The following is an 18158-nucleotide window of genomic DNA, read 5'->3' on the forward strand; positions in this document are numbered from 1 at the left end:
GCGGCCCTGTGGAGGAGGGAATTATTCCGGCAGCCGGTATTTCAAGCCGGTGAGGCGGGTGCCATCCGGCTTGACGAGCCGGGCGCAAAATTCCCAGCCCAAATTGTTCTGGGTCAGTTTGATGAGCAGCGTATTCCACCCGGCCTGGAGGGTGAGGTCGGCCTTGTCCGAGCCGGGGGTCAGGGGACGGGCCACGTTGAGGGCGGCCACCTGGCGGCCGTTGAGCCAGATTTTCACGCCGTCATCGCTGCCAAATTCGAGGCGGGCGGGCTGCTCCTTTTCGGAGAACACCTGGGTGCGGAGATAGGCCACGCGTTGCTCGCCGCCGAGGGCCTTGAGCACATCCATGACGTAGGGCCGTTTGGGATCGGCGCCGGCGGGCAGCGGTTGCCAGGCGATGCCGGCGGCCTGGGCGGTTTCGGGCGGGAAGACCACCTCGAACAATTCCTGGAATGATTTGCCGGTTTGTTGGTAGGGGCCGGCCAACTGCCAGAGGGTGATATAATCGGCCAGGGCCTCGATTTGTTGGAGGCGGGTTTGCAGTTCCTTCTGGCGGGCGGGATCGCTCACGTTTTTCAGGGCGGTCTGCAGGGCGCGCGTGCACTGGCCGGGATGCGCCCCGCCGAGGCTGGCCGCCAGCTCGGACACGGCCTGGGCGGCTTCCTGTTGCAGGGCGGCGTCGGCGGTGAGCTGGGCGGCCAAGTCCAGGGATTCGAGGGCCGGCACGGCTGCCAGGCGGCCCAGGATGAGCCGTTTTTCCTCGGGGCGGCCGGCCAGCCCGAGCAGCTCGCGCAGGGTGGCGGCCCGCTGCGCGGTGGCGCCGCCGGCGCCTTCCTCATGGATCAGGCGGGTGGCGCCGCGCACGGCAAGCACGCGGACAGTGTTTTCCGGCGCGGAGCGGGCCAGCTCGAGGAGCGCGGGCAGCACGGCGGGATCCACCGCGTCGCACAAGGCCCGGAGGGCGGCCAGGCGGGCCTGGGGATCGGCGTCCTGCCGGCCGGCCAGGAGGGCGGCGCGGCTGCGTTCATGCCGGAGCTGGGCCAGCACGGGATACAAGGCCGCCCGGGCGGGCGGCTCGCCTTGCAGGCCGGCCACCAGCGGCTCGGGGGAGAAATCCGGGCGGGATTGGAGGCGGCGGCAGGCCTCAAGAAGGGCCTCCTGGGCTGCGCGGCGCCGGGCTTCGTCGGGGGCTTGTTGCAGGGCCTGGACCAGCGCGCCAAGCTGGGCGGGCTGGGCCAGTTGTCCCACGGCGCGCACGGCGGCGGCGCGGGCGTGGTCCGGGCCGGTGCGGGCCAGTTGGAGGAGCTGGGGCACGGCGGCGGTTTCCTGGCGGGCGGCGAGGGTCTGGATGATTTCGTTTTGCAGGGCGGGGGCGGCAGTGGGAAGCAGTTGCAACAGGGCATCGGCCAGCGGCTCGCGCAGCCGCGCCAGGGCCCGGCGGGCGGCCTTTTGCTCCTGGGGGTCGGTGGCGGTGGCCGCCTGCAACATGGCGGGGGCCTGGGCGGCCTGGCCCAGCTCGGCCAGGGCGTCGAGGGCGGCGATGCGCACGTAACTCTCGGGGCTTTGCAGGGCCGCCACGAGGGCGGGCACGGCCTGGCGCGAGCCATGACGGCGCAGAATCTCGATGACGGCGGCCTGCACCGGTGGCGGCAGTTGAGGCAGGAGGCGGGACAATTCCTGGGTAATTTCGGGCGCCGTCAGCTCCGGCGCCACCTGGAGCGCGGCGCGTTGCTGAACAGCATCGGCGCCCAACAATCCCTCGCGCAGGAGGGTGAGGCGGCGTTTCTTATCCGCCCGGAGCAGGCCGCACCAGGCGGCCTGGCGGACGGCGGGAGGTTCCTGGGCCGCCGTCAGGCGTTGGTAAACTTTGAGGGCCGCGGCGGGGTCAGGCCCATAGGCCGTGGCTTCTGCGGCCAGGAGCAGGCCGTCCACAACGGCGGTGCGCACGGGGCCGGTGGTTTTGTCCAGCAAGGGCTGCAGGAGTTTGAGGGCCTCGGCGCCGCCGCGCCTGCCGAGCGCGCGGGCGGCGGCAATGACGATGTCCGGGTTGCCATTGTTGAGGAAACGGGCCACGGGGGCGATGGGCATGTCAGGCCGTTCACCAAGCGATTGGAGCACGCCGGCTTTCAAGTCATCGCGGGTATCCGCCAGGGCGGCCACCAGGGCGGCAGTGGCCTGGGGGCCGGGCAGGGATTCCAGGGCATAGCGGGCCGAATGGGAAAGCTGGGGGTCCAGCAGCAGGCGGGCCAGGGCCGGCACGGCGGCGGCGGTGCCGATGCGCTTGAGCTGCGCGCAGGCGGCGTCTTTTTGCTCGGGCGGCGCGGCACTTTGCAGCACGGCAATGAGCTGGGCTTCATTGGTGGCGGGGGCCGCGGGGGCGGTCCCCGGCAGGCAAGCCAGCAGGCCCAGGAGCGCGAGCAGGGGCGGCAATGGGGTTTTCATGGGAGATCGGGGAGGGAAGGGATGCATGGGTTGGCGGAGGGAAAAACTTAAACCTGCCACGGCGGGCGTTGGGCGATGGAGAGGAGGCGGTTGGCTTCGTCATCGCCGACAAACAGCTCGGCATGGGGATCCCATTTGAGGGGACGTTGCAATATCTTCTCAATGCCGCCCAGCAGCAGGGCGCTGGCGGCGCGGTGGGCGATGTCGGCGTCGCAGATGGTTTTTTTCCGGGATTTGACGCATTCCAGGAAATTGCCGGAGTGGCTGTCACTATAATAGAGGTGGACTTCGTTGGGGCGCAACGGCTCGCGGATGATGTCCTCGGGGTAGCTCACCAGATTGCCGCGGTCCACGGCCAGGCGGCCATGGGTGCCCACGAAGCAGCAGCCGCCATCGTGGCCGACGCGCTCGCCGGGGTAGGGCCGGCCGTGGACGACGACGCCGTTGGCGTAGCGGTAGGAGGTGCGGCCTTCGTCCATGAAGAGGTCCACCGGGCCGGAGTCATCCATGCCGGCGGCCCATTGCACGATGTCGTAGTGATGCTGCCCCCAGTTCAACTCGCCGATGTCGTAACGATGGGCGCCGGTGTTGCCGTCGTAGGGCGCCCAGGGGGCGGGGCCGAGGTACAAATCCCAGTCCAGCGTTTCGGGGACGGGTTTGGGGGGGCCGAACTTGGCGCCCCAGGCGATGGCGCCGCCGTCGCGGTAGGCGTAGATTTCCTTGAGCTGGCCGAGGCGCCCGCTGCGGACGTACTCGCAGGCGCGGCGGAAATAGCCGTTGTACTCGCTGCGCTGCTGGGTGCCGGCCTGATAGACGCGCCCGTAGCGGCGCACGGCCTGGAGCACGGCCTGGCTTTCGCGGACGGTGCAGGCGGTGGGTTTTTCGCAGTAAATGTCCTTGCCCGCCTGGGCGGCCATGACGGACATGACGGCGTGCCAGTGGGCCGGGGAGGCAATCAGCACGGCGTCAATGTCGGCGCGGTCCAGCACGTTGCGGAAGTCGGCATACGCTTCGCAGGGGCGGTAGCCGGTCTGGCCATAGGTTTGTTGGTAATGTTGATTCACGCGGTCTCGGGCGCGCTCGCGGCGGTCCCGCCACACATCGCAGACGGCGAGCACCTGCACATCCTTGCGGGCGGTGTAACCGCCGGCCAGATACGTCCACGCGCCGCCCAGCAAATGCCCGGCGCCCTGGCCGCCGACACCGATAAAGCCCATGGCCACCCGCTCACTGGGGGGCAGCGCGCCGCCGCGGCCCAGCACGGGAGCGGGGAGACAGAGGGGGGCGGTGAGACAGGCGCCGGTCAGGGCCAGTTGCCGCCGGAGAAACTGGCGCCGCGAGAGTCCCGGGGATGCGGATTTCATGGTGCAGGATTATGCGGGCGGCGGCGCGGATGTAAAACTTAAACTGGGGCCAGGCATTTTCTGAATGTCAGAGGGGCGGAAGGTTCAGCGGAGACGGGTGAGGAGGCGGCACGGTGGGGCCGGGGGCCGCCCGGGCTGTTGGCATCGGAAAAAAGCGCTTGACGTTAAAGGAGCAGGGGTGTTAATTATACGCTGACATTGCAAAACGGGCCGGCGTCGAGCCGGCATGAGAAAAGTCGGGAAGGCAACTTCGTCCGACTTTTTTGTTCCCCACGGGGAACGGAGCACTGGATGGGTTATGAACGCCGAAATCTTATCCGTATTAGAGTACTGGGAACGCGAGAAGGGGATTTCGCGTGAGGAATTGATCAAGATCCTCAACGATTCCCTGCTGGCGTCCGCGAAACGGGCGGTAGGCCCCGCCCGGGAACTGCGTTGCACGATTGACCCCAAGAGCGGGGAGATCAAGGCGTTTGCTCGTCTGGTGGTGGTCCAGAAGGTGGTATCCAAACATGACCAAATTTCCCTATTTGACGCCCGGCGGGTCAAACCGGACGCGCAACTGGGGGAGGAGGTCGAGATAGAGGTGACGCCGGCGGGTTTTGGGCGGATCGCCAGCCAGCACGCGCGGCAGATTCTGACGCAGCTTTTGCGGCGGCATGAGAAGCGCCTGGTCTATGAGGAGTTTAAGGATCAGGTGGGGGGCTTGATCACCGGGGTGGTGCGCCGGTTCGAGCGGTCGGATGTGTATGTGGATTTGGGCAAATGCGAGGCGGTGCTGCCCAACCGGGAACGGGTGCCCAATGAGGATTTCCAGCCCAATGACCGCGTGTTGTTCTATTTGAAGGCGGTGCAGGACACGCCCCGGGGGCCGGAGATTATTCTCTCGCGGGCGGATCCGGAGTTTGTGATCAAGCTGTTCAAGCGGGAGGTGTCGGAGATCAATGACGGCACCATCGAGATCAAGGCCATTGCGCGGGAGCCGGGTTTCCGGACCAAGATTGCCGTGTACACGCGGGATCCGAAGGTGGATCCGGTGGGGGCGTGTGTGGGGCTGCGCGGGGCGCGGGTGCGGAACATTGTGCGGGAGCTGAACAATGAAAAGGTGGACATCATCCCGTGGGATCCCAACATCCGCAATTTGATCACCAACGCGCTGAGTCCGGCCCGGATTAAATCATTTGAGATTGACGAGGCCCGGCGGCGGGTGAAAATCTGGGTCAGCGAGGATCAGCTCTCCCTGGCGATCGGCCGGCGCGGGCAGAACGCGCGGCTGACCTCGCGCCTGACCGGCTGGGAAGTGGATATTGAGGCGGAGGCGGTGGCGCCGGTTGGCGGTTTTGCCGAGAAGGTGGCGCAAGCCATCGAGACGTTGGCGGCCATTCCGGGCATCAACCGGGAGATGGCCGATGCGCTGGTGCACGGCGGGTTGACCAGCCTGGAAGATGTGCTGCAGGCGGGCGAGGGGTATCTTGCCAGTCTGGAGCGGGTGGGCGAGCACGCGGCGGCGATCATGCAGGCCGCGCGCGAGGAAGCCGCCCGGCGGCAGATCAAACTGGGCGAAACCACCGCCGCCTAAGGGAAAAGAGACGGATGACAACTGTCCTTGCTTCAGTGTGCGCATGAAAACGCCACGACAGCGGCGGCGGTTGGGAATAAATTATGCCTGTTCGGATTTACGAAATTGCCCGCAAACTGGGCCTCGAAAGCAAGGTTGTCCTGGCCAAGGCCAAGGAGCTGGGCATCACCACGGCCAAGGTGCCCGCCAGCACCCTCGATAAGATCACCGCCGAGTATCTCGAACAGCACCTGCCCCATCCGGAGACCCCGGCCGCCGCGCCCGCCGAACCCCCCCGGGAGGCCCCCGCGCCGCTCGAAGAGATCAAAGTAGTCACCGAAGCCTCCGCCGCCGAAGCCGAGGCGGCAGTGGAGCCGGCCGCGGCGCCTGTGGAAACCCCGGCGGCGCCCGAGGCGCCAGCCATGGTGGAAGCGGCCCCGCCGGCGGCGCCGGTGCTGGCCATGGTGGTGACGCCTCCGGCGGAAACCACCACCGCCACCCCGGCGGCTCCGGAAACGGTGCCGGCGGAGATTGTGCCGCCCGCTGACAAGGCGGCGCCGGCCGAGGCGCCGGCCCCCGTGGAGGCTCCGCCTCCCACCGTGGTTTCTCTGGTGGAGACTCCGCCGCCCGCCCCGGCTCCGGCCGAACCGGCCTCCCTCGCCGTGGCCCCTGCGGCGGCCCCGGTGGTGGCGGCTCCGCCGCCTGCGCCGGCCGCCCCCGCCCCGGCGGCTCCTGCGGAGCCTCCGGCGCCGCCGCCGCCCCCGCCTGCCCCGCCGCCGCCGCCCAAACCCCAGATTGGCGAGAAGGTGGGCTTTGTGGATTTGAAGAAGCTGGGCTTTGGGCGTCCGGCCGCCAAGGCCGCGCCGCCGCCCAAACCGGAGCGGGAGAAGGAGAAAGAGAAGGAGAAACCGGCCAGGAAACCGGAGCCGCCGCGGCCGGCCGCGGCGCCGCGGGCGCCGGTGATTGTGGCGCCGGCCAACGCGCCGGTGATCACGATGAAGCCGCCGATCATCGTGCGGGATCTGGCGGAGAAAATGAACCGGCGGCCCTTCCAGATCATTGCGGATTTGATGGAGTCGGGCGTGTTTGCCACGGTGAATCAGGCGATTGATGAGGCGGTGGCGACGCGCATTTGCGCCAAGCACGGCTTCCGTTTCGAGCTGGAGCGGCGCGATCGGAGCAAGGCGGTGCATCCGGTGGTGCGGAAGGCGCCGGACGTGGATCCGGAGGACAAGCCGGAGGATCTCAAGCCGCGGCCGCCGGTGGTCACCATCATGGGCCATGTGGATCACGGGAAGACGACGCTGCTGGACGTGATCCGCAAGTCCAACGTGGCCGCCGGCGAGGCGGGCGGGATCACGCAGCACATCGGGGCCTACACCATTTCTTTTCCGCATCCCGATGACAAGCGGCGGATTCAGCAGATCACCTTCCTGGACACCCCGGGCCATGCGGCCTTCAGCGCCATGCGGGCGCGCGGGGCCAACGTGACGGACATTGTGGTGCTGGTGGTGGCGGCCAATGACGGGGTGATGCCGCAGACGCTGGAGGCGCTGAGCCACGCGCAGGCGGCCAAGGTGCCGATCATCGTGGCCATCAACAAGTGCGATCATCCCGCCGCCAACCCGTTGAAGGTGCGGCAGCAGCTTAATGACAAGGGGCTGGTGCCGGATGAATGGGGCGGCAACACCATTTATGTGGAATGCTCGGCGCTGACCGGCAAGGGGGTGGACAAGCTGCTGGAGATGATTTTGTTGCAGGCCGATCTGCTCGAGCTCAAGGCCAATCCCAACCGCCCGGCCTCGGGCAACGTGATCGAGTCCGGGCTGGAGCCGGGCGGGCCGACGGCGACGGTGCTGGTGCGCAAGGGGACGTTGAAGGTGGGGCAGGTGATCCTGTGCGGGCAGTATTACGGCAAGGTGCGGGCCCTGATCAATGAGGACGGCCAGCGGCTCAAGGAGGCCGGGCCGTCGTACGCGGTGAAGGTGCTGGGGTTGAACGGCATCCCGGAGGCCGGCCTGGCCTTCCAGGTGGTGAAGGACGAGAAGGAGGCCCGCGAAGCGGCCGAGAAGGTGGCCATGGAGCACCGGGCGCGCGCCCAGGAGGTGCGCCAGGTGATGACGTTGGAAAACCTGATGGACAAGCTGAAGGCCACCAACGAGAAGGTGCTGCGGGTGGTGGTGAAGGCGGACACGCAAGGCTCGGTGGAGGCGATTGTCGAGGCCCTCAAGCGCATCGAGTCCACCAAGGTGTCGCTGGAGATTGTGCACAGCGCGGTGGGGACGATCAGCGAAAACGATGTGGTGCTGGCGGCGGCGGCGAAGGCGGTCATCCTGGGCTTCCACACCCGGGTGGACAGCGAGGCGGCCGAGGCGGCCAAACGGGAGGGGGTCCAGATCAAGCTGTATGCCATCATTTACGAGCTGATTGACCAGGTGCGCGATGCCATGGCCGGCCTGCTGGAGCCGATCATCAAGGAAACGGTGATTGGCGCGGCCGAGGTGCGCAAGGTGTTCACCCTGTCCAAGGGGGGCAACGTGGCCGGCTGCATGGTGGTCCACGGCCGGGTGGCGCGGGGCAAGGCGCGCGTGGTGCGGCGGCGCAATGTCATTTACGAGGGCCTCATCAGCTCGCTGCGCCGCTTCCAGGACGAGGTGAACGAAGTGCGGGCCGGCATGGAGTGCGGCATCCGCCTGGATGGTTTCAACGAGTTTCAGGAAAATGACACCATCGAGTGCTACATCCTCGAGAAGGTGGCCCAGAAACTGGAATAACCCCTGACTTTCCCGCCATGTCCGTGCGAGTTGAACGGGTGCGCGAACTGCTCAAGCGCGAGCTGGGTGAACTCATCCGCCGGCAGTTGCCGGTGGACGAGGCCGGGCTGATCACGGTGAACGAGGTGACGGTGACCGGCGATCTGCAGAATGCCACGGTGTATTTCAGCATCCTGGGCGGGCCGGAGCAGCAGAAACGCGGCGAGGAGCTGCTGCAGCAGCGGCGGCTGCTGTTGCAAAACCTGCTCGGCCAGTCGGTGGTGCTGAAGTACACGCCGCATTTGAAGTTCGTGCGCGATGATTCCATCGCCCGCGGCGATCGCGTGCTGCGGATTCTCGACGAGCTGGAGAAGCAAACGCCCCCCGGGGATCGTGAAAGCCCGCCCAAAGATTCTTGAACGGCTGATCGCCGAGCTGCGGCAGCATCAGCGTTTTTGCGTGGTGGGCCATGTGCGCCCCGATGGGGACTGCATTGGCTCGCAACTGGCGATGACCCTGGCGCTGCAGGCGCAGGGGAAGGAGGTGGTCTGCTGGAATGAGGACGCCGTGCCCTCCAAGCTGCGGTTTCTGGATCCGGATCACCTGCTGCGGAAGCCGCAGGCCAACGGGGAGTTTGACTGTGTGATTGCGCTGGATTGCGCCTGTGTGGAGCGCCTGGGGCGCGCGGCGCAGTGCATCGAGCGGCGGCGGGTGCTGCTCAACATTGATCATCATCCCAGCAACACCCGCTACGGCGACATCAACTGGGTGGCCGCCCGCGCGCCGTCCACCGGCGAGCTGGTGTTCCGGCTGTTGAAGGAAATCGGCTGGCCCATCACGCCGCACATCGCCGACTGCCTGTTCACGGCGGTCTCCACGGACACGGGATCTTTTCAATATCCCACCACGCTGCCGAGCACCTATCACGTGGCGGCGGAGCTGGTGAAGCGGGGGGCCAACCTGGCCAAGATCTGCGACGAGGTGTACCAGTCCTATTCGCTGTCGCGGGTGCGGCTGGTGCGCCATCTGTACAACAAGTTTCGCCTGACGCATCGGGATCAGATTGCCTACTTCTGGCTCAAGCAGGCCGACTTTGCCCGCACGGGCGCGGCCAAGGAAGACGCCGAGGGCCTGATTGACCACCTCCGGGCCATTGAGCCGGTGGTGGTGGCGATGGTGTTTGAGGAGGTGGCGCCGGAGCTGATCCGGGTGAGCTTTCGCAGCAAGCGCCCGGAGGTGGACGTGAACAAGATCGCCGCGCAGTTTGGCGGCGGCGGCCACGCGGCGGCGGCCGGGGCGCGGGTGGCGGGCAGTCCGCTCTCGGTGCAGCGGCGGGTGCTGGCCGCGGTGCGCAAGGCGCTGGAGGCTGCGGGGATTTAACCATGCCGATACGCGAATTTTCTCCTCTGGATGGGGCCCTGCTGGTGGACAAGCCCGCCGGCCCCACCAGCCATGACGTGGTGGATGTGATCCGCCATCAATTCCAGCTCAAGAAGGTGGGCCATTGCGGGACGCTGGATCCCGGGGCCACGGGGCTGCTGGTGCTGGTGCTGGGGCTGGCGACGCGCCTGTCGGACAAGTTCATGGCGGCGGACAAGGTGTATGAGGGCGCCATCAAGCTGGGCGAGACCACGGATTCCTACGATGCGGATGGGAAGGTGCTGGCGCGCGCGGCGGTGCCGGCGGTGACGCTGGAGCAGCTCAACGAGCTGGCGGCCGTGTTTGAAGGGGATCAGATGCAACTGCCGCCGATGGTCAGCGCGGTGAAGAAGGACGGGGTGCCGCTGTACAAGCTGGCGCGCAAGGGCATCGAGGTGGAGCGCAAGGAGCGGCTGGTGCACATCTACCGGTTTCGTTTTGTGGCGGTGGAGCCGCCGCTGGCGTGGTTCCGGGTGGCCTGCACCAAGGGCACCTATGTGCGCACGCTGGCCCATGATTTCGGGCAGCGCCTGGGCTGCGGGGCCCATCTCAAACATCTGCGCCGGACGGCCTCGGGGCAGTTTGACGTGGCGCAGGCCGCGCCCTTCGAGGAGATCCTCCACTGGACACCCGCGGAGCTGGAGGCGCACATCATCCCCTTCCTGAAACTGGTGCGGATGGAATAAGGGCCGGCGGGGCGGCCCGCACTTTCTGCGGCGGCGATGCGCATCATTCATCAACCGGCGGAATTGGCGGCCCAGGGGCGGTCGGTGTGCGCCGCGATAGGCGTGTTTGACGGCGTGCACCGCGGGCATCAGGCGGTGATGGGCCAGGCGGTGCGCGAGGCGGCGCAGCGGGGCGGGGTGGCGCTGGCCATCACCTTTGACCGCCATCCGCGCAGCGTGGTGGACCCGGAGCGCGCGCCGGCCCTGATTCAACCGCTTTCCCGCAAACTGGCCGCGCTGGCGGCGGCGGGGGCGGAGGTGGCGCTGGTGTTTCATTTTGACGAGGCCTTCCGCCGGCAGACGGCGGAGGCGTTTGTGCGCTCGCTGCAGGAGGGTTTGGGCTCGCTGGCCAGCCTGAGTGTGGGGGCCAATTTTTTCTTCGGGCACGGCCGCGCCGGCAATGTGGCGGTGTTGCAGGAGCTGGGGCGGCGGCACGGGTTTGCGGTGCACGTGGCCGAGCCGGTGTTGCACGGGGGCGAGCCGATCAGCAGCACGCGGGTGCGCGCCGCCATCCGGGCCGGACAGTTGGCCGAGGTGTCGGCCATGCTGGGGCGGCCGTATGCCGTGTGCGGGCCGGTGCAGCGCGGGCAGGGCCTGGGCCGGCAACTGGGTTTTCCCACCGCCAACGTGGCGGTGGCCGGGCTGGAGATGCCGCCCCTGGGCGTGTATGCGGCGCGGGTCCTCCTGCCGGACGGGCCGCATCCGGCGGTGGTGAACTGGGGGCGGCGGCCCACGGTGGCCGGGGGCGCGGTGGCGGCGCAATTTGAAGTGCATCTGCCCGGCTGGCAGGGGGATTTGTACGGGCAGGAGCTGGAGGTGCAACTGGGCCGGTATTTGCGGGGCGAGCAACGCTTTGGGGATGTGGCGGCGCTGCAGGCGCAAATTGCGCGTGATGTGGCTGCGGCGCTGGCCGACGGCTGAGCCGGCCGGGGGCAGGGCCGGGCTGGGGGGAATGCGGTGTTTCCGCGCTTGTCGTTCCGTTTTTCTCGTGCCAACATGCGCGGCAATCAACGCCAACTAATTATGAGTAAAACCTGTCCACAACTGGGATTGTTCACGGCCATTCTGCCGGATTTAACCCTCAAGGAAATCGTCGAGTTTGCCGCGCGCGAGCGGCTCACCTGCCTGGAGATTGCCTGCTGGCCGGTGGGCAAGGCGGAGCGGAAGTTTGCCGGGGTGACGCATATTGACGTGGAGACGCTGACGGACAGCCAGGCCGATGACCTTCGCGCCCTGTGCGCCCAGAACGGCATCACCATCAGCGGCCTGGGGTATTATCCCAATCCCCTGGACCCGGATCCCGAGGTCTCGCGCAAGGCGGTGACGCATCTCAAAAAGGTCATCCGCGCCGCCCGCCGGCTGGGGCTGCGGCAGGTGAACACGTTTGTGGGGCGGGACTGGACGCGGACGGTGGACGAGAACTGGCCGCGGTTTTTGCGGGTGTGGAAGCCGTTGATTGCGTATGCGGAGGAGAATGATGTGCGGATTGGGATTGAGAACTGCCCGATGTTGTTCACCCGCGACGAATGGCCGGGGGGCAAGAATCTGGCCACCTCGCCGGTGATCTGGCGCCGGATGTTTAATGACATTCCCTCGCCCTATTTCGGGTTGAATTATGATCCCTCGCATTTCATCCTGCAGCGGATGGATCCGCTCAGCCCGCTGGCGGAGTTCAAGGACAAGCTGTTCCATCTGCATGCCAAGGACATGCAGGTGCGGCAGGATCGCCTGAATGAAGTGGGGGCCTTTGCCTTTCCCAAGGAATGGCACACGCCGCGCATCCCCGGCTACGGGGATATCCACTGGGGGGCGTTTTTTGCGAAGTTGCAGGAAATTGGCTATACGGGGCCGGTGTGCATCGAGGTGGAGGATCCCACCTTTGGCCCGACGCTGGAAGGGCGGCAGGCGGCCATCCGGGTGGCGCGCAACGTGCTGGCGCCCTACTGCGGCTGAGCGGGGTGAAGGTTAGAAAGCAACGGGCCGCGTCTGGCGACGCGGCCCGTTTGATTTTGATTGATCCCCCCGCCGCCGGGGGCGGGGGTCAGGCCCGGTTATTTATCCTCGGGGATCCGCATGCCGTAGAAGGAGCGGTACACGAAGATGAGGGCGATGACGAAGAGGGTGATGCCGATGCCCAGCTTGAGGTTGGCCTTGCCACCCTTCTGCATGGCCACGGCGATTTCGGTGGCCAGCAGGCCGAAGAGGGTGGTGAACTTGATGATGGGGTTCATGGCCACCGAGCTGGTGTCCTTGAACGGATCGCCGACGGTGTCGCCCACCACGGTGGCGGCGTGGAGGTCGGTGCCCTTCTGGCGGAGGTCCACTTCGACGATCTTCTTGGCGTTGTCCCAGGCGCCGCCGGCGTTGGCCATGAAGATGGCCTGGTAGAGGCCGAAGAAGGCGATGGAGATGAGGTAGCCGATGAAGAAGTAGGGGTCAAAGAAGGCCAGGGCCAGGGAGAGGCAGAAGATGGCGACGAAGATGTTGAACATGCCCTTCTGCGCGTAGATGGTGCAGATTTTGACCACTTCCTTGGAGTCCTGGATGGAGGCGGCCTTGGCGCTCAGGTCCATGTTTTCCTTGATGTACACCACGGCGCGGTAGGCGCCGGTGACCACGGCCTGGCAGGAGGCGCCGGTGAACCAGTAGATGACCGCGCCGCCCATGAGGAAGCCGAGGACCACCTGGGGCTGGACGAGGGAGAGGTTTTTCACCACGTCGCCGAACTCCTTGTCGAGCAGCAGGATGATGGCAAACAACATGGTGAGGGCGCCCACCACGGCGGTGCCGATGAGCACCGGCTTGGCGGTGGCCTTGAAGGTGTTGCCGGCGCCGTCATTTTTCTCGAGGTTGTGTTTGGCGGCCTTGAAGTCGGGCTTGAAGCCGAAGTTTTTCTCGATGTCCTTCTCGATGTTGGGGACGGACTCGATCTGGCTCAGCTCATAGACGGACTGGGCGTTGTCGGACACCGGGCCGAAGCTGTCCACGGCGATGGTGACGGGGCCCATGCCCAGGAAGCCGAAGGCCACCAGGCCGAAGGCGAAGATGGGGCCGGCGAACTCGATGCCCTGGGGCATGATGGCCTTGAGGTCCGGGTTGCCGGAGATGACCGCGGCAATCAACATGAGCACCAGCATGAGCAGGCCCTCCCAGAAGGCGGAGAAATTGCCCGCCACAAAGCCGGAGAGGATGTTGAGCGAGCTGCCGCCCTGCCGGGAGGCGGTGACGATTTCCTTGGTGTGCCGCGCCTCGGTGCTGGTGAAGATCTTGGTGAACTCCGGAATCAGGGCGCCGGCGGCGGTGCCGCAGGAGATGATCACCGAGAGCACCCACCAGAGGTCGGGCAGGGGTTTGCCCTCGATGGCGAAGTTGCCCAGCATGAGCTTGCTGATGAGGAAGGTCAGCGCGATGGAGATGGCCGAGGTGAGCCACACCAGCCAGGTGAGCGGCTTCTCGGGGTGGAAGTCCTTGGATTCGCTGTATTTGCTGGTGAAGATGGCGTCATTGATGAAGTAGGCCACCAGCGAGGTGATGATCATCATGATGCGCATGACGAAAATCCAGGTGATCAGCACGGCGCAGGCCGGGGTGAGGCCCAGGGTCAGCGCCAGGAAGGTGATCAGCGCCACGCCCGTCACGCCGTAGGTCTCGAAACCATCGGCCGTCGGCCCCACGGAGTCGCCGGCGTTGTCGCCGGTGCAGTCGGCAATCACGCCCGGGTTCTTCGGGTCGTCTTCGGGCAGCTTGAAGACGATCTTCATGAGGTCGGAGCCGATGTCGGCGATCTTGGTGAAGATGCCGCCGCAGATACGCAGGGCGGAGGCGCCCAGGGATTCGCCGATGGCGAACCCGATGAAGCAGGGGCCGGTGAGGTCGGCGGGGAGGAAGATGAGGATGCTGATCATGAAGAACAGCTCGACGGTGATGAGCAGCAGGCCGACGCTCATGCCCGAGCGCATGGGGATGGCCAGGGGCGCCCAGGGGAGGCCGCGGAGGGCGGCGAAGGCCGAGCGGCTGTTGGCCTGGGTGTTGATGCGCATGCCAAACCAGGCGACGCCGTAGCTGCCAAGGATGCCCAGGATGGAGGCCAGGAGGATGACGATGACCTTGCCCGCGCCCATGCCCTTGTGGACCTGGCCGGCGGCGTCCTTGTGCTCGGTGAGGAAGCCGAAGTAATAGGCGATGCAAATGCCGATCAGCACCCAGAGGATGGCCAGGAATTTGCCCTGCTGAATCAGGTAGCTCTTGCACGTCTCCCAGATGATGTTGGAGACGTTGCGCATGGAGTCATGCACCGGCAGGGCCTTGGTGCGCAGGTATTGCCAGATGCCAAACACCGCTGCCAGCGCGCAGACCAGAATGCCCGCAAGCATCAGGCTGTACCCGGTGGCGCCTCCCAGCGCGGGGAAGCTCACCGTCCGCAAATCCGGCAGCACCAGTGATGCCTCGCTCGCGGCAGCAGTCGCCGCGCCGAGGCCCGTTAGGACCAATGTCCAAGCCAATTTCTTATTATTAAAGTTAATCATAATCCGCGCATTATTGCAGTAGCTAACCCAATTTTGCCAAGTAAAAGTTTTTTACGTTTTTTGTTCAATCTTTGCCCGCCGCTTGCGTCCGGCCCCCGTCCGCGGGCGCGGGGGGGAGGGGGAGCGGGCGGGGGCGGTAAAAATTTCCGGTTGGCCCCCGGGCGGGGGGCTGCTAGGATGCGGAGGGTCAGATGGCGCGTCTGGCCCCGGAAAGGCAGGCATGGATGAAAAAGATTGAAGCGATCATCAAGCCCTTCAAGCTGGAGGACGTCAAGGAAGCCTTGACGGCCCTGGGCATTGAGGGGATGACCGTCAGCGAGGTCAAAGGCTTTGGCCGGCAGAAAGGCCATACGGAGATTTACCGCGGCAGCGAGTACACGGTGGATTTTCTGCCGAAGGTGAAAATTGAGATTGTGCTGCCGGACTCGCTGGTCCAGCCGGCGGTGGAGGCGATCGTGAAATCGGCGCGCACCGGCAAGATTGGGGACGGCAAGGTGTTCATCCTGCCGCTGGAGAATGCGGTGCGCATCCGGACGGAGGAAAGCGGGGACAAGGCGGTGTAAGCGGCCGCCCGGGCCTTCCCCGGCGGGGGGCGGCGGGGGCGACCACAATCCCAGGCAGCATGGTGCGCACCGTGATTTATCCGGGGAGTTTTGATCCGTTGACCAATGGCCATCTGGACATTGTGCAGCGGGCGGCGCGGTTGTTTGACCGGGTGATTGTGGCGGTGGCGGTGAGCGAGGGGAAGGGGCCGTTGTTTGATCTGGAGGAGCGGGTGTCGCTGATCCGGCGGGCGGTGATGACGATGCCCAATGTGGAGGTGGACTCGTTCACGGGCCTGCTGATTGATTATGTGGAGAAGCAGAACGGGCAGGCGGTGATCCGGGGGTTGCGGGCGGTGTCGGACTTTGAGTTTGAGTTTCAACTGGCGTTGATGAACCGCAAGCTCAACCCGCGGGTGGAAACGATCTTCATGATGCCCAAGGAGGCCTACACGTTTGTGAGCAGCCGGCTGGTGAAGGAGATTGCCACGCTGGGGGGGGATGTGGGGCCGTTTGTGCCGGCGCATGTGAAGGCGGCGTTGACGCGCAAACTGCGGCAGCGCCGGCGGCGATAAAGGCGCAGAAAGCGAGGTGCAACATGGCGGTGCAGATCAGTTTGAGCCAGTTGGAGTTGCGCAACCTGCGGCTGGCGGGCGAGGTGGCGGTGGAGGAGCTGGACATGGACACCGGGGATGCGATGGTGCAGGTGCGGCAGCCGCTGGTGTACGAGCTGGAGGTGGAGAAGGTGGAGGCGGGGGTGTACGCGCACGGGCGGCTGGCGCTGCGGCTGCACTGCTGCTGCGTGCGGTGCCTGAAGGAATTTGAGCTGGAGCTGGAGCTGGCCGGGTGGTCCCGGCTGCTGCCGTTGAGCGGGGAGGAGGCGGTGCCGGTGGCAAAGGATGTTGTGGACTTGACGCCGGTCCTGCGGGAAGATATGCTATTGATCTTTCCGCAACATCCGTTGTGTGAACCGGGGTGCGGCGGGTTGCCGCAGTGGAAACAGATGCAAGCCAGTCCGCCGGCGGCGGGGGGCGTGAATTCCCCGTGGTCGGTGCTGGATCAATTGAAATTGGAATCGTGACTGCCGCCAGGCAGGAAAGGCAAATATGGGTGTACCGAAACGCAAACCCTCGCGCAGCCGGCAGCGAATGCGGCGCGCCTACAACAGTGTGTTGACGCTTCCGCAGTTGAGCGTGTGCCCGCAGTGCGCGGCGCCGTACGTGCCCCACCGGGTGTGCCCGGCGTGCGGCTTCTACCGCGGGCGCCAGGTGGTGACCGTGAAGGTGCAGGGTTGAGGCAGCCCCGGGTCGGGCGGCGGTGCCGGCGGCCGGCCGGCCGCCCCGCCGCGCTGATTCCGGGAGTTTCACGGCATGAATTCCCCGGCTCCGAAGCGGTTTGTCAATCCGCGGGCCCGGCATAATTACGCCGGGCGTCCCTGCTCCATCATCGGCGTCGGCTCCTATGTGCCCGAGCGGGTGCTCACCAACGCGGATTTGATGCGGATGGTGGAGACCACCGATGAATGGATCATCACGCGCACGGGCATCAAGGAGCGGCGCATCGCGGCGCCGGATCAATACACCTCGGACCTGGCGGCCGAAGCCGCCCGGCGGGCGCTGGCCAACGCCGGGCTGGGGCCGGAGCAGGTGGATTTGATCATCGTGGCCACGATCACGCCCGACATGCCGTTTCCCAACACGGCCTGCCTGGTGCAGCAGAAGATCGGGGCGACGCGCGCGGCGGCGTTTGACATTGAGGCGGCCTGCTCGGGATTCATCTACGCGCTGGAGATCGGCCAGCAGTTCATCATGTCCCGCACCTACGAGACGGTGCTGGTGATCGGCGCGGAAAAGCTCTCCACCATCACCGACTGGCAGGATCGCAACACCTGCGTGCTGTTTGGGGATGGCGCGGGCGCGGCCGTGCTGCAAAGCCGGCCCAACAGCCACGGGTTGCTGACCACCTGCATGGGGGCCGACGGCAGCAAGGGCAGCCTCTTGTGCATGCCCGGCGGCGGCAGCCGCCAGCCGGCCACGCCGGAGAGCGTGCAGGCGCGGCTGCACTACCTGAAGATGGACGGCAAGGAGACCTTCAAGAACGCCGTCACCGCCATGGTGCAGGCGGGGCAGGAGGCCCTGCGCCGCTGCGAGCTGGACATCAAGCAGATCAAGTGCATCATCCCGCATCAGGCCAACCGGCGCATCCTGGACGCCGTGGCCGAGCGGCTGGGGGCCGGGCCGGAACAGGTGTTCATGAACCTGGACAAGTACGGCAACACCTCGGCGGCGTCGGTGGCGATTGCGCTGGATGAGGCGGTGCAACAGGGGCGCATTCAGCGCGGGGATCTGGTGCTGCTGGTGGTGTTTGGCGCGGGCTTCACCTGGGCGGCGGCCGTGATTGAATGGTGAGCGGCGGGCGGGGGCCATTTGACGGCCCCGGGGAGTGTGGTAGATTAGTTCAAACGAGCGTGCTGGCTGAACCAGCCGCCGTCTGTTTTATGAGCTCTGGCAAACTGGACAAGTCTGGTTTCAAGCCGGTCATTATTGCCAACCGACAATATCATCTGGCCCTGGCGCCGGGCACGGTGCGTTTCCGCAAGAATGGTCTGGAATTTCATTCCCCGGTGCCGGTGTCGCCATGGGTGGAGATGACGGTGGAGCTGGAATCTCCGCACGACGGCTGCCGGGTGAAGTGCACGGGGGTGGTGGTGGCCTGTGACGGGTCGCGGCATCAGGGTTATACGGTCGCGCTGGTGTTCACCGGCATGAACCGGCAGGCCCGCTCCCGGCTGGGGGAAATGGCCTTTTCCGCCTTGGCCTGACCGCGCTT

16 protein-coding genes and 1 pseudogene are annotated in these 18158 nt (G+C 66.2%); 14 read left to right on the forward strand and 3 right to left on the reverse strand.

Annotated features, from left to right (window positions below; all coding sequences use genetic code 11):
- Positions 1 to 21: 21 nt before the first annotated feature.
- Together N3J91_06670 and N3J91_06675 are read right to left on the reverse strand one after the other, a co-directional pair.
- On the reverse strand, positions 22 to 2442 hold the full coding sequence (locus N3J91_06670) for a HEAT repeat domain-containing protein (protein ID MCX8156111.1): 2421 nt from the start codon (positions 2440 to 2442) through the stop codon (positions 22 to 24).
- A 47-nt stretch (positions 2443 to 2489) separates the two neighbouring features.
- Positions 2490 to 3806, reverse strand: a complete 1317-nt coding sequence (locus tag N3J91_06675; GenBank protein MCX8156112.1) for a Gfo/Idh/MocA family oxidoreductase — start codon at positions 3804 to 3806, stop codon at positions 2490 to 2492.
- A gap of 298 nt (positions 3807 to 4104) precedes the next feature.
- On the opposite strand from N3J91_06675, the gene nusA reads away from it, so the two are divergent.
- The 8 genes and pseudogenes from nusA to N3J91_06715 all read left to right on the forward strand — a co-directional run bounded on the left by nusA (position 4105) and on the right by N3J91_06715 (position 12214).
- On the forward strand, positions 4105 to 5385 hold the full coding sequence (gene nusA, locus N3J91_06680; protein ID MCX8156113.1) for a transcription termination factor NusA: 1281 nt from the start codon (positions 4105 to 4107) through the stop codon (positions 5383 to 5385).
- Positions 5386 to 5468: 83 nt separating this feature from the next.
- Positions 5469 to 5606 (forward strand): annotated as a pseudogene (locus N3J91_06685) (translation initiation factor IF-2 N-terminal domain-containing protein).
- A gap of 753 nt (positions 5607 to 6359) precedes the next feature.
- Positions 6360 to 8138 carry a translation initiation factor IF-2 gene (infB, locus tag N3J91_06690; protein MCX8156114.1) on the forward strand — a complete coding sequence of 593 codons (1779 nt, stop codon included), beginning with the start codon at positions 6360 to 6362 and terminating at the stop codon, positions 8136 to 8138.
- A gap of 17 nt (positions 8139 to 8155) precedes the next feature.
- Positions 8156 to 8536, forward strand: coding sequence for a 30S ribosome-binding factor RbfA (rbfA, locus tag N3J91_06695; protein MCX8156115.1), 381 nt, complete (start codon positions 8156 to 8158; stop codon positions 8534 to 8536).
- Entirely contained in the window at positions 8511 to 9497 is a 987-nt protein-coding gene (locus N3J91_06700; GenBank protein MCX8156116.1) for a bifunctional oligoribonuclease/PAP phosphatase NrnA, read from the forward strand. The genes rbfA and N3J91_06700 overlap by 26 nt, the downstream gene beginning before the upstream one ends.
- A gap of 2 nt (positions 9498 to 9499) precedes the next feature.
- Positions 9500 to 10222: a tRNA pseudouridine(55) synthase TruB gene (truB, locus tag N3J91_06705; GenBank protein ID MCX8156117.1), complete on the forward strand. Its 723-nt coding sequence runs from the start codon at positions 9500 to 9502 to the stop codon at positions 10220 to 10222.
- A gap of 36 nt (positions 10223 to 10258) precedes the next feature.
- A complete protein-coding gene (gene ribF / locus N3J91_06710; protein MCX8156118.1) occupies positions 10259 to 11182 on the forward strand; it encodes a riboflavin biosynthesis protein RibF in 924 nt (307 codons plus the stop codon).
- 102 nt (positions 11183 to 11284) lie between these two features.
- Positions 11285 to 12214: a sugar phosphate isomerase/epimerase gene (locus N3J91_06715; protein ID MCX8156119.1), complete on the forward strand. Its 930-nt coding sequence runs from the start codon at positions 11285 to 11287 to the stop codon at positions 12212 to 12214.
- Positions 12215 to 12312: 98 nt separating this feature from the next.
- Here the strand turns inward: N3J91_06715 and N3J91_06720 are convergent, their stop codons facing one another.
- Positions 12313 to 14787, reverse strand: coding sequence for a sodium-translocating pyrophosphatase (locus tag N3J91_06720; GenBank protein MCX8156120.1), 2475 nt, complete (start codon positions 14785 to 14787; stop codon positions 12313 to 12315).
- A 224-nt stretch (positions 14788 to 15011) separates the two neighbouring features.
- Between N3J91_06720 and N3J91_06725 the strand changes: the two genes are divergently transcribed.
- The 6 genes from N3J91_06725 (at position 15012) to N3J91_06750 (ending at position 18150) form a co-directional block, all read left to right on the forward strand.
- Positions 15012 to 15350: a P-II family nitrogen regulator gene (locus tag N3J91_06725; protein MCX8156121.1), complete on the forward strand. Its 339-nt coding sequence runs from the start codon at positions 15012 to 15014 to the stop codon at positions 15348 to 15350.
- Between the two features lie 59 nt (positions 15351 to 15409).
- Positions 15410 to 15904: a pantetheine-phosphate adenylyltransferase gene (gene coaD / locus N3J91_06730; GenBank protein ID MCX8156122.1), complete on the forward strand. Its 495-nt coding sequence runs from the start codon at positions 15410 to 15412 to the stop codon at positions 15902 to 15904.
- A 23-nt stretch (positions 15905 to 15927) separates the two neighbouring features.
- Entirely contained in the window at positions 15928 to 16410 is a 483-nt protein-coding gene (locus N3J91_06735) for a YceD family protein (protein ID MCX8156123.1), read from the forward strand.
- Between the two features lie 25 nt (positions 16411 to 16435).
- Entirely contained in the window at positions 16436 to 16624 is a 189-nt protein-coding gene (gene rpmF / locus N3J91_06740) for a 50S ribosomal protein L32 (protein ID MCX8156124.1), read from the forward strand.
- 75 nt (positions 16625 to 16699) lie between these two features.
- Positions 16700 to 17737 carry a ketoacyl-ACP synthase III gene (locus N3J91_06745; protein MCX8156125.1) on the forward strand — a complete coding sequence of 346 codons (1038 nt, stop codon included), beginning with the start codon at positions 16700 to 16702 and terminating at the stop codon, positions 17735 to 17737.
- 89 nt (positions 17738 to 17826) lie between these two features.
- Positions 17827 to 18150: a hypothetical protein gene (locus N3J91_06750; protein ID MCX8156126.1), complete on the forward strand. Its 324-nt coding sequence runs from the start codon at positions 17827 to 17829 to the stop codon at positions 18148 to 18150.
- The last annotated feature ends 8 nt before the right edge of the window (positions 18151 to 18158 follow it).

The sequence above is a fragment of the Verrucomicrobiia bacterium genome (assembly GCA_026414565.1).
Lineage (GTDB): Bacteria > Verrucomicrobiota > Verrucomicrobiia > Limisphaerales > Fontisphaeraceae > Fontisphaera.

Excerpts from the sequence above, each read along its gene's own strand:
- N3J91_06670 (MCX8156111.1), bottom strand. The coding sequence starts at position 2,442 with ATGAAAACCCCATTGCCGCCCCTGCTCGCGCTCCTGGGCCTGCTGGCT.
- N3J91_06675 (MCX8156112.1), bottom strand. The coding sequence starts at position 3,806 with ATGAAATCCGCATCCCCGGGACTCTCGCGGCGCCAGTTTCTCCGGCGG.
- nusA (MCX8156113.1), top strand. The coding sequence starts at position 4,105 with ATGAACGCCGAAATCTTATCCGTATTAGAGTACTGGGAACGCGAGAAG.
- infB (MCX8156114.1), top strand. The coding sequence starts at position 6,360 with ATGAAGCCGCCGATCATCGTGCGGGATCTGGCGGAGAAAATGAACCGG.
- rbfA (MCX8156115.1), top strand. The coding sequence starts at position 8,156 with ATGTCCGTGCGAGTTGAACGGGTGCGCGAACTGCTCAAGCGCGAGCTG.
- truB (MCX8156117.1), top strand. The coding sequence starts at position 9,500 with ATGCCGATACGCGAATTTTCTCCTCTGGATGGGGCCCTGCTGGTGGAC.
- ribF (MCX8156118.1), top strand. The coding sequence starts at position 10,259 with ATGCGCATCATTCATCAACCGGCGGAATTGGCGGCCCAGGGGCGGTCG.
- N3J91_06715 (MCX8156119.1), top strand. The coding sequence starts at position 11,285 with ATGAGTAAAACCTGTCCACAACTGGGATTGTTCACGGCCATTCTGCCG.
- N3J91_06720 (MCX8156120.1), bottom strand. The coding sequence starts at position 14,787 with ATGATTAACTTTAATAATAAGAAATTGGCTTGGACATTGGTCCTAACG.
- N3J91_06725 (MCX8156121.1), top strand. The coding sequence starts at position 15,012 with ATGAAAAAGATTGAAGCGATCATCAAGCCCTTCAAGCTGGAGGACGTC.
- coaD (MCX8156122.1), top strand. The coding sequence starts at position 15,410 with ATGGTGCGCACCGTGATTTATCCGGGGAGTTTTGATCCGTTGACCAAT.
- N3J91_06735 (MCX8156123.1), top strand. The coding sequence starts at position 15,928 with ATGGCGGTGCAGATCAGTTTGAGCCAGTTGGAGTTGCGCAACCTGCGG.
- rpmF (MCX8156124.1), top strand. The coding sequence starts at position 16,436 with ATGGGTGTACCGAAACGCAAACCCTCGCGCAGCCGGCAGCGAATGCGG.
- N3J91_06745 (MCX8156125.1), top strand. The coding sequence starts at position 16,700 with ATGAATTCCCCGGCTCCGAAGCGGTTTGTCAATCCGCGGGCCCGGCAT.
- N3J91_06750 (MCX8156126.1), top strand. The coding sequence starts at position 17,827 with ATGAGCTCTGGCAAACTGGACAAGTCTGGTTTCAAGCCGGTCATTATT.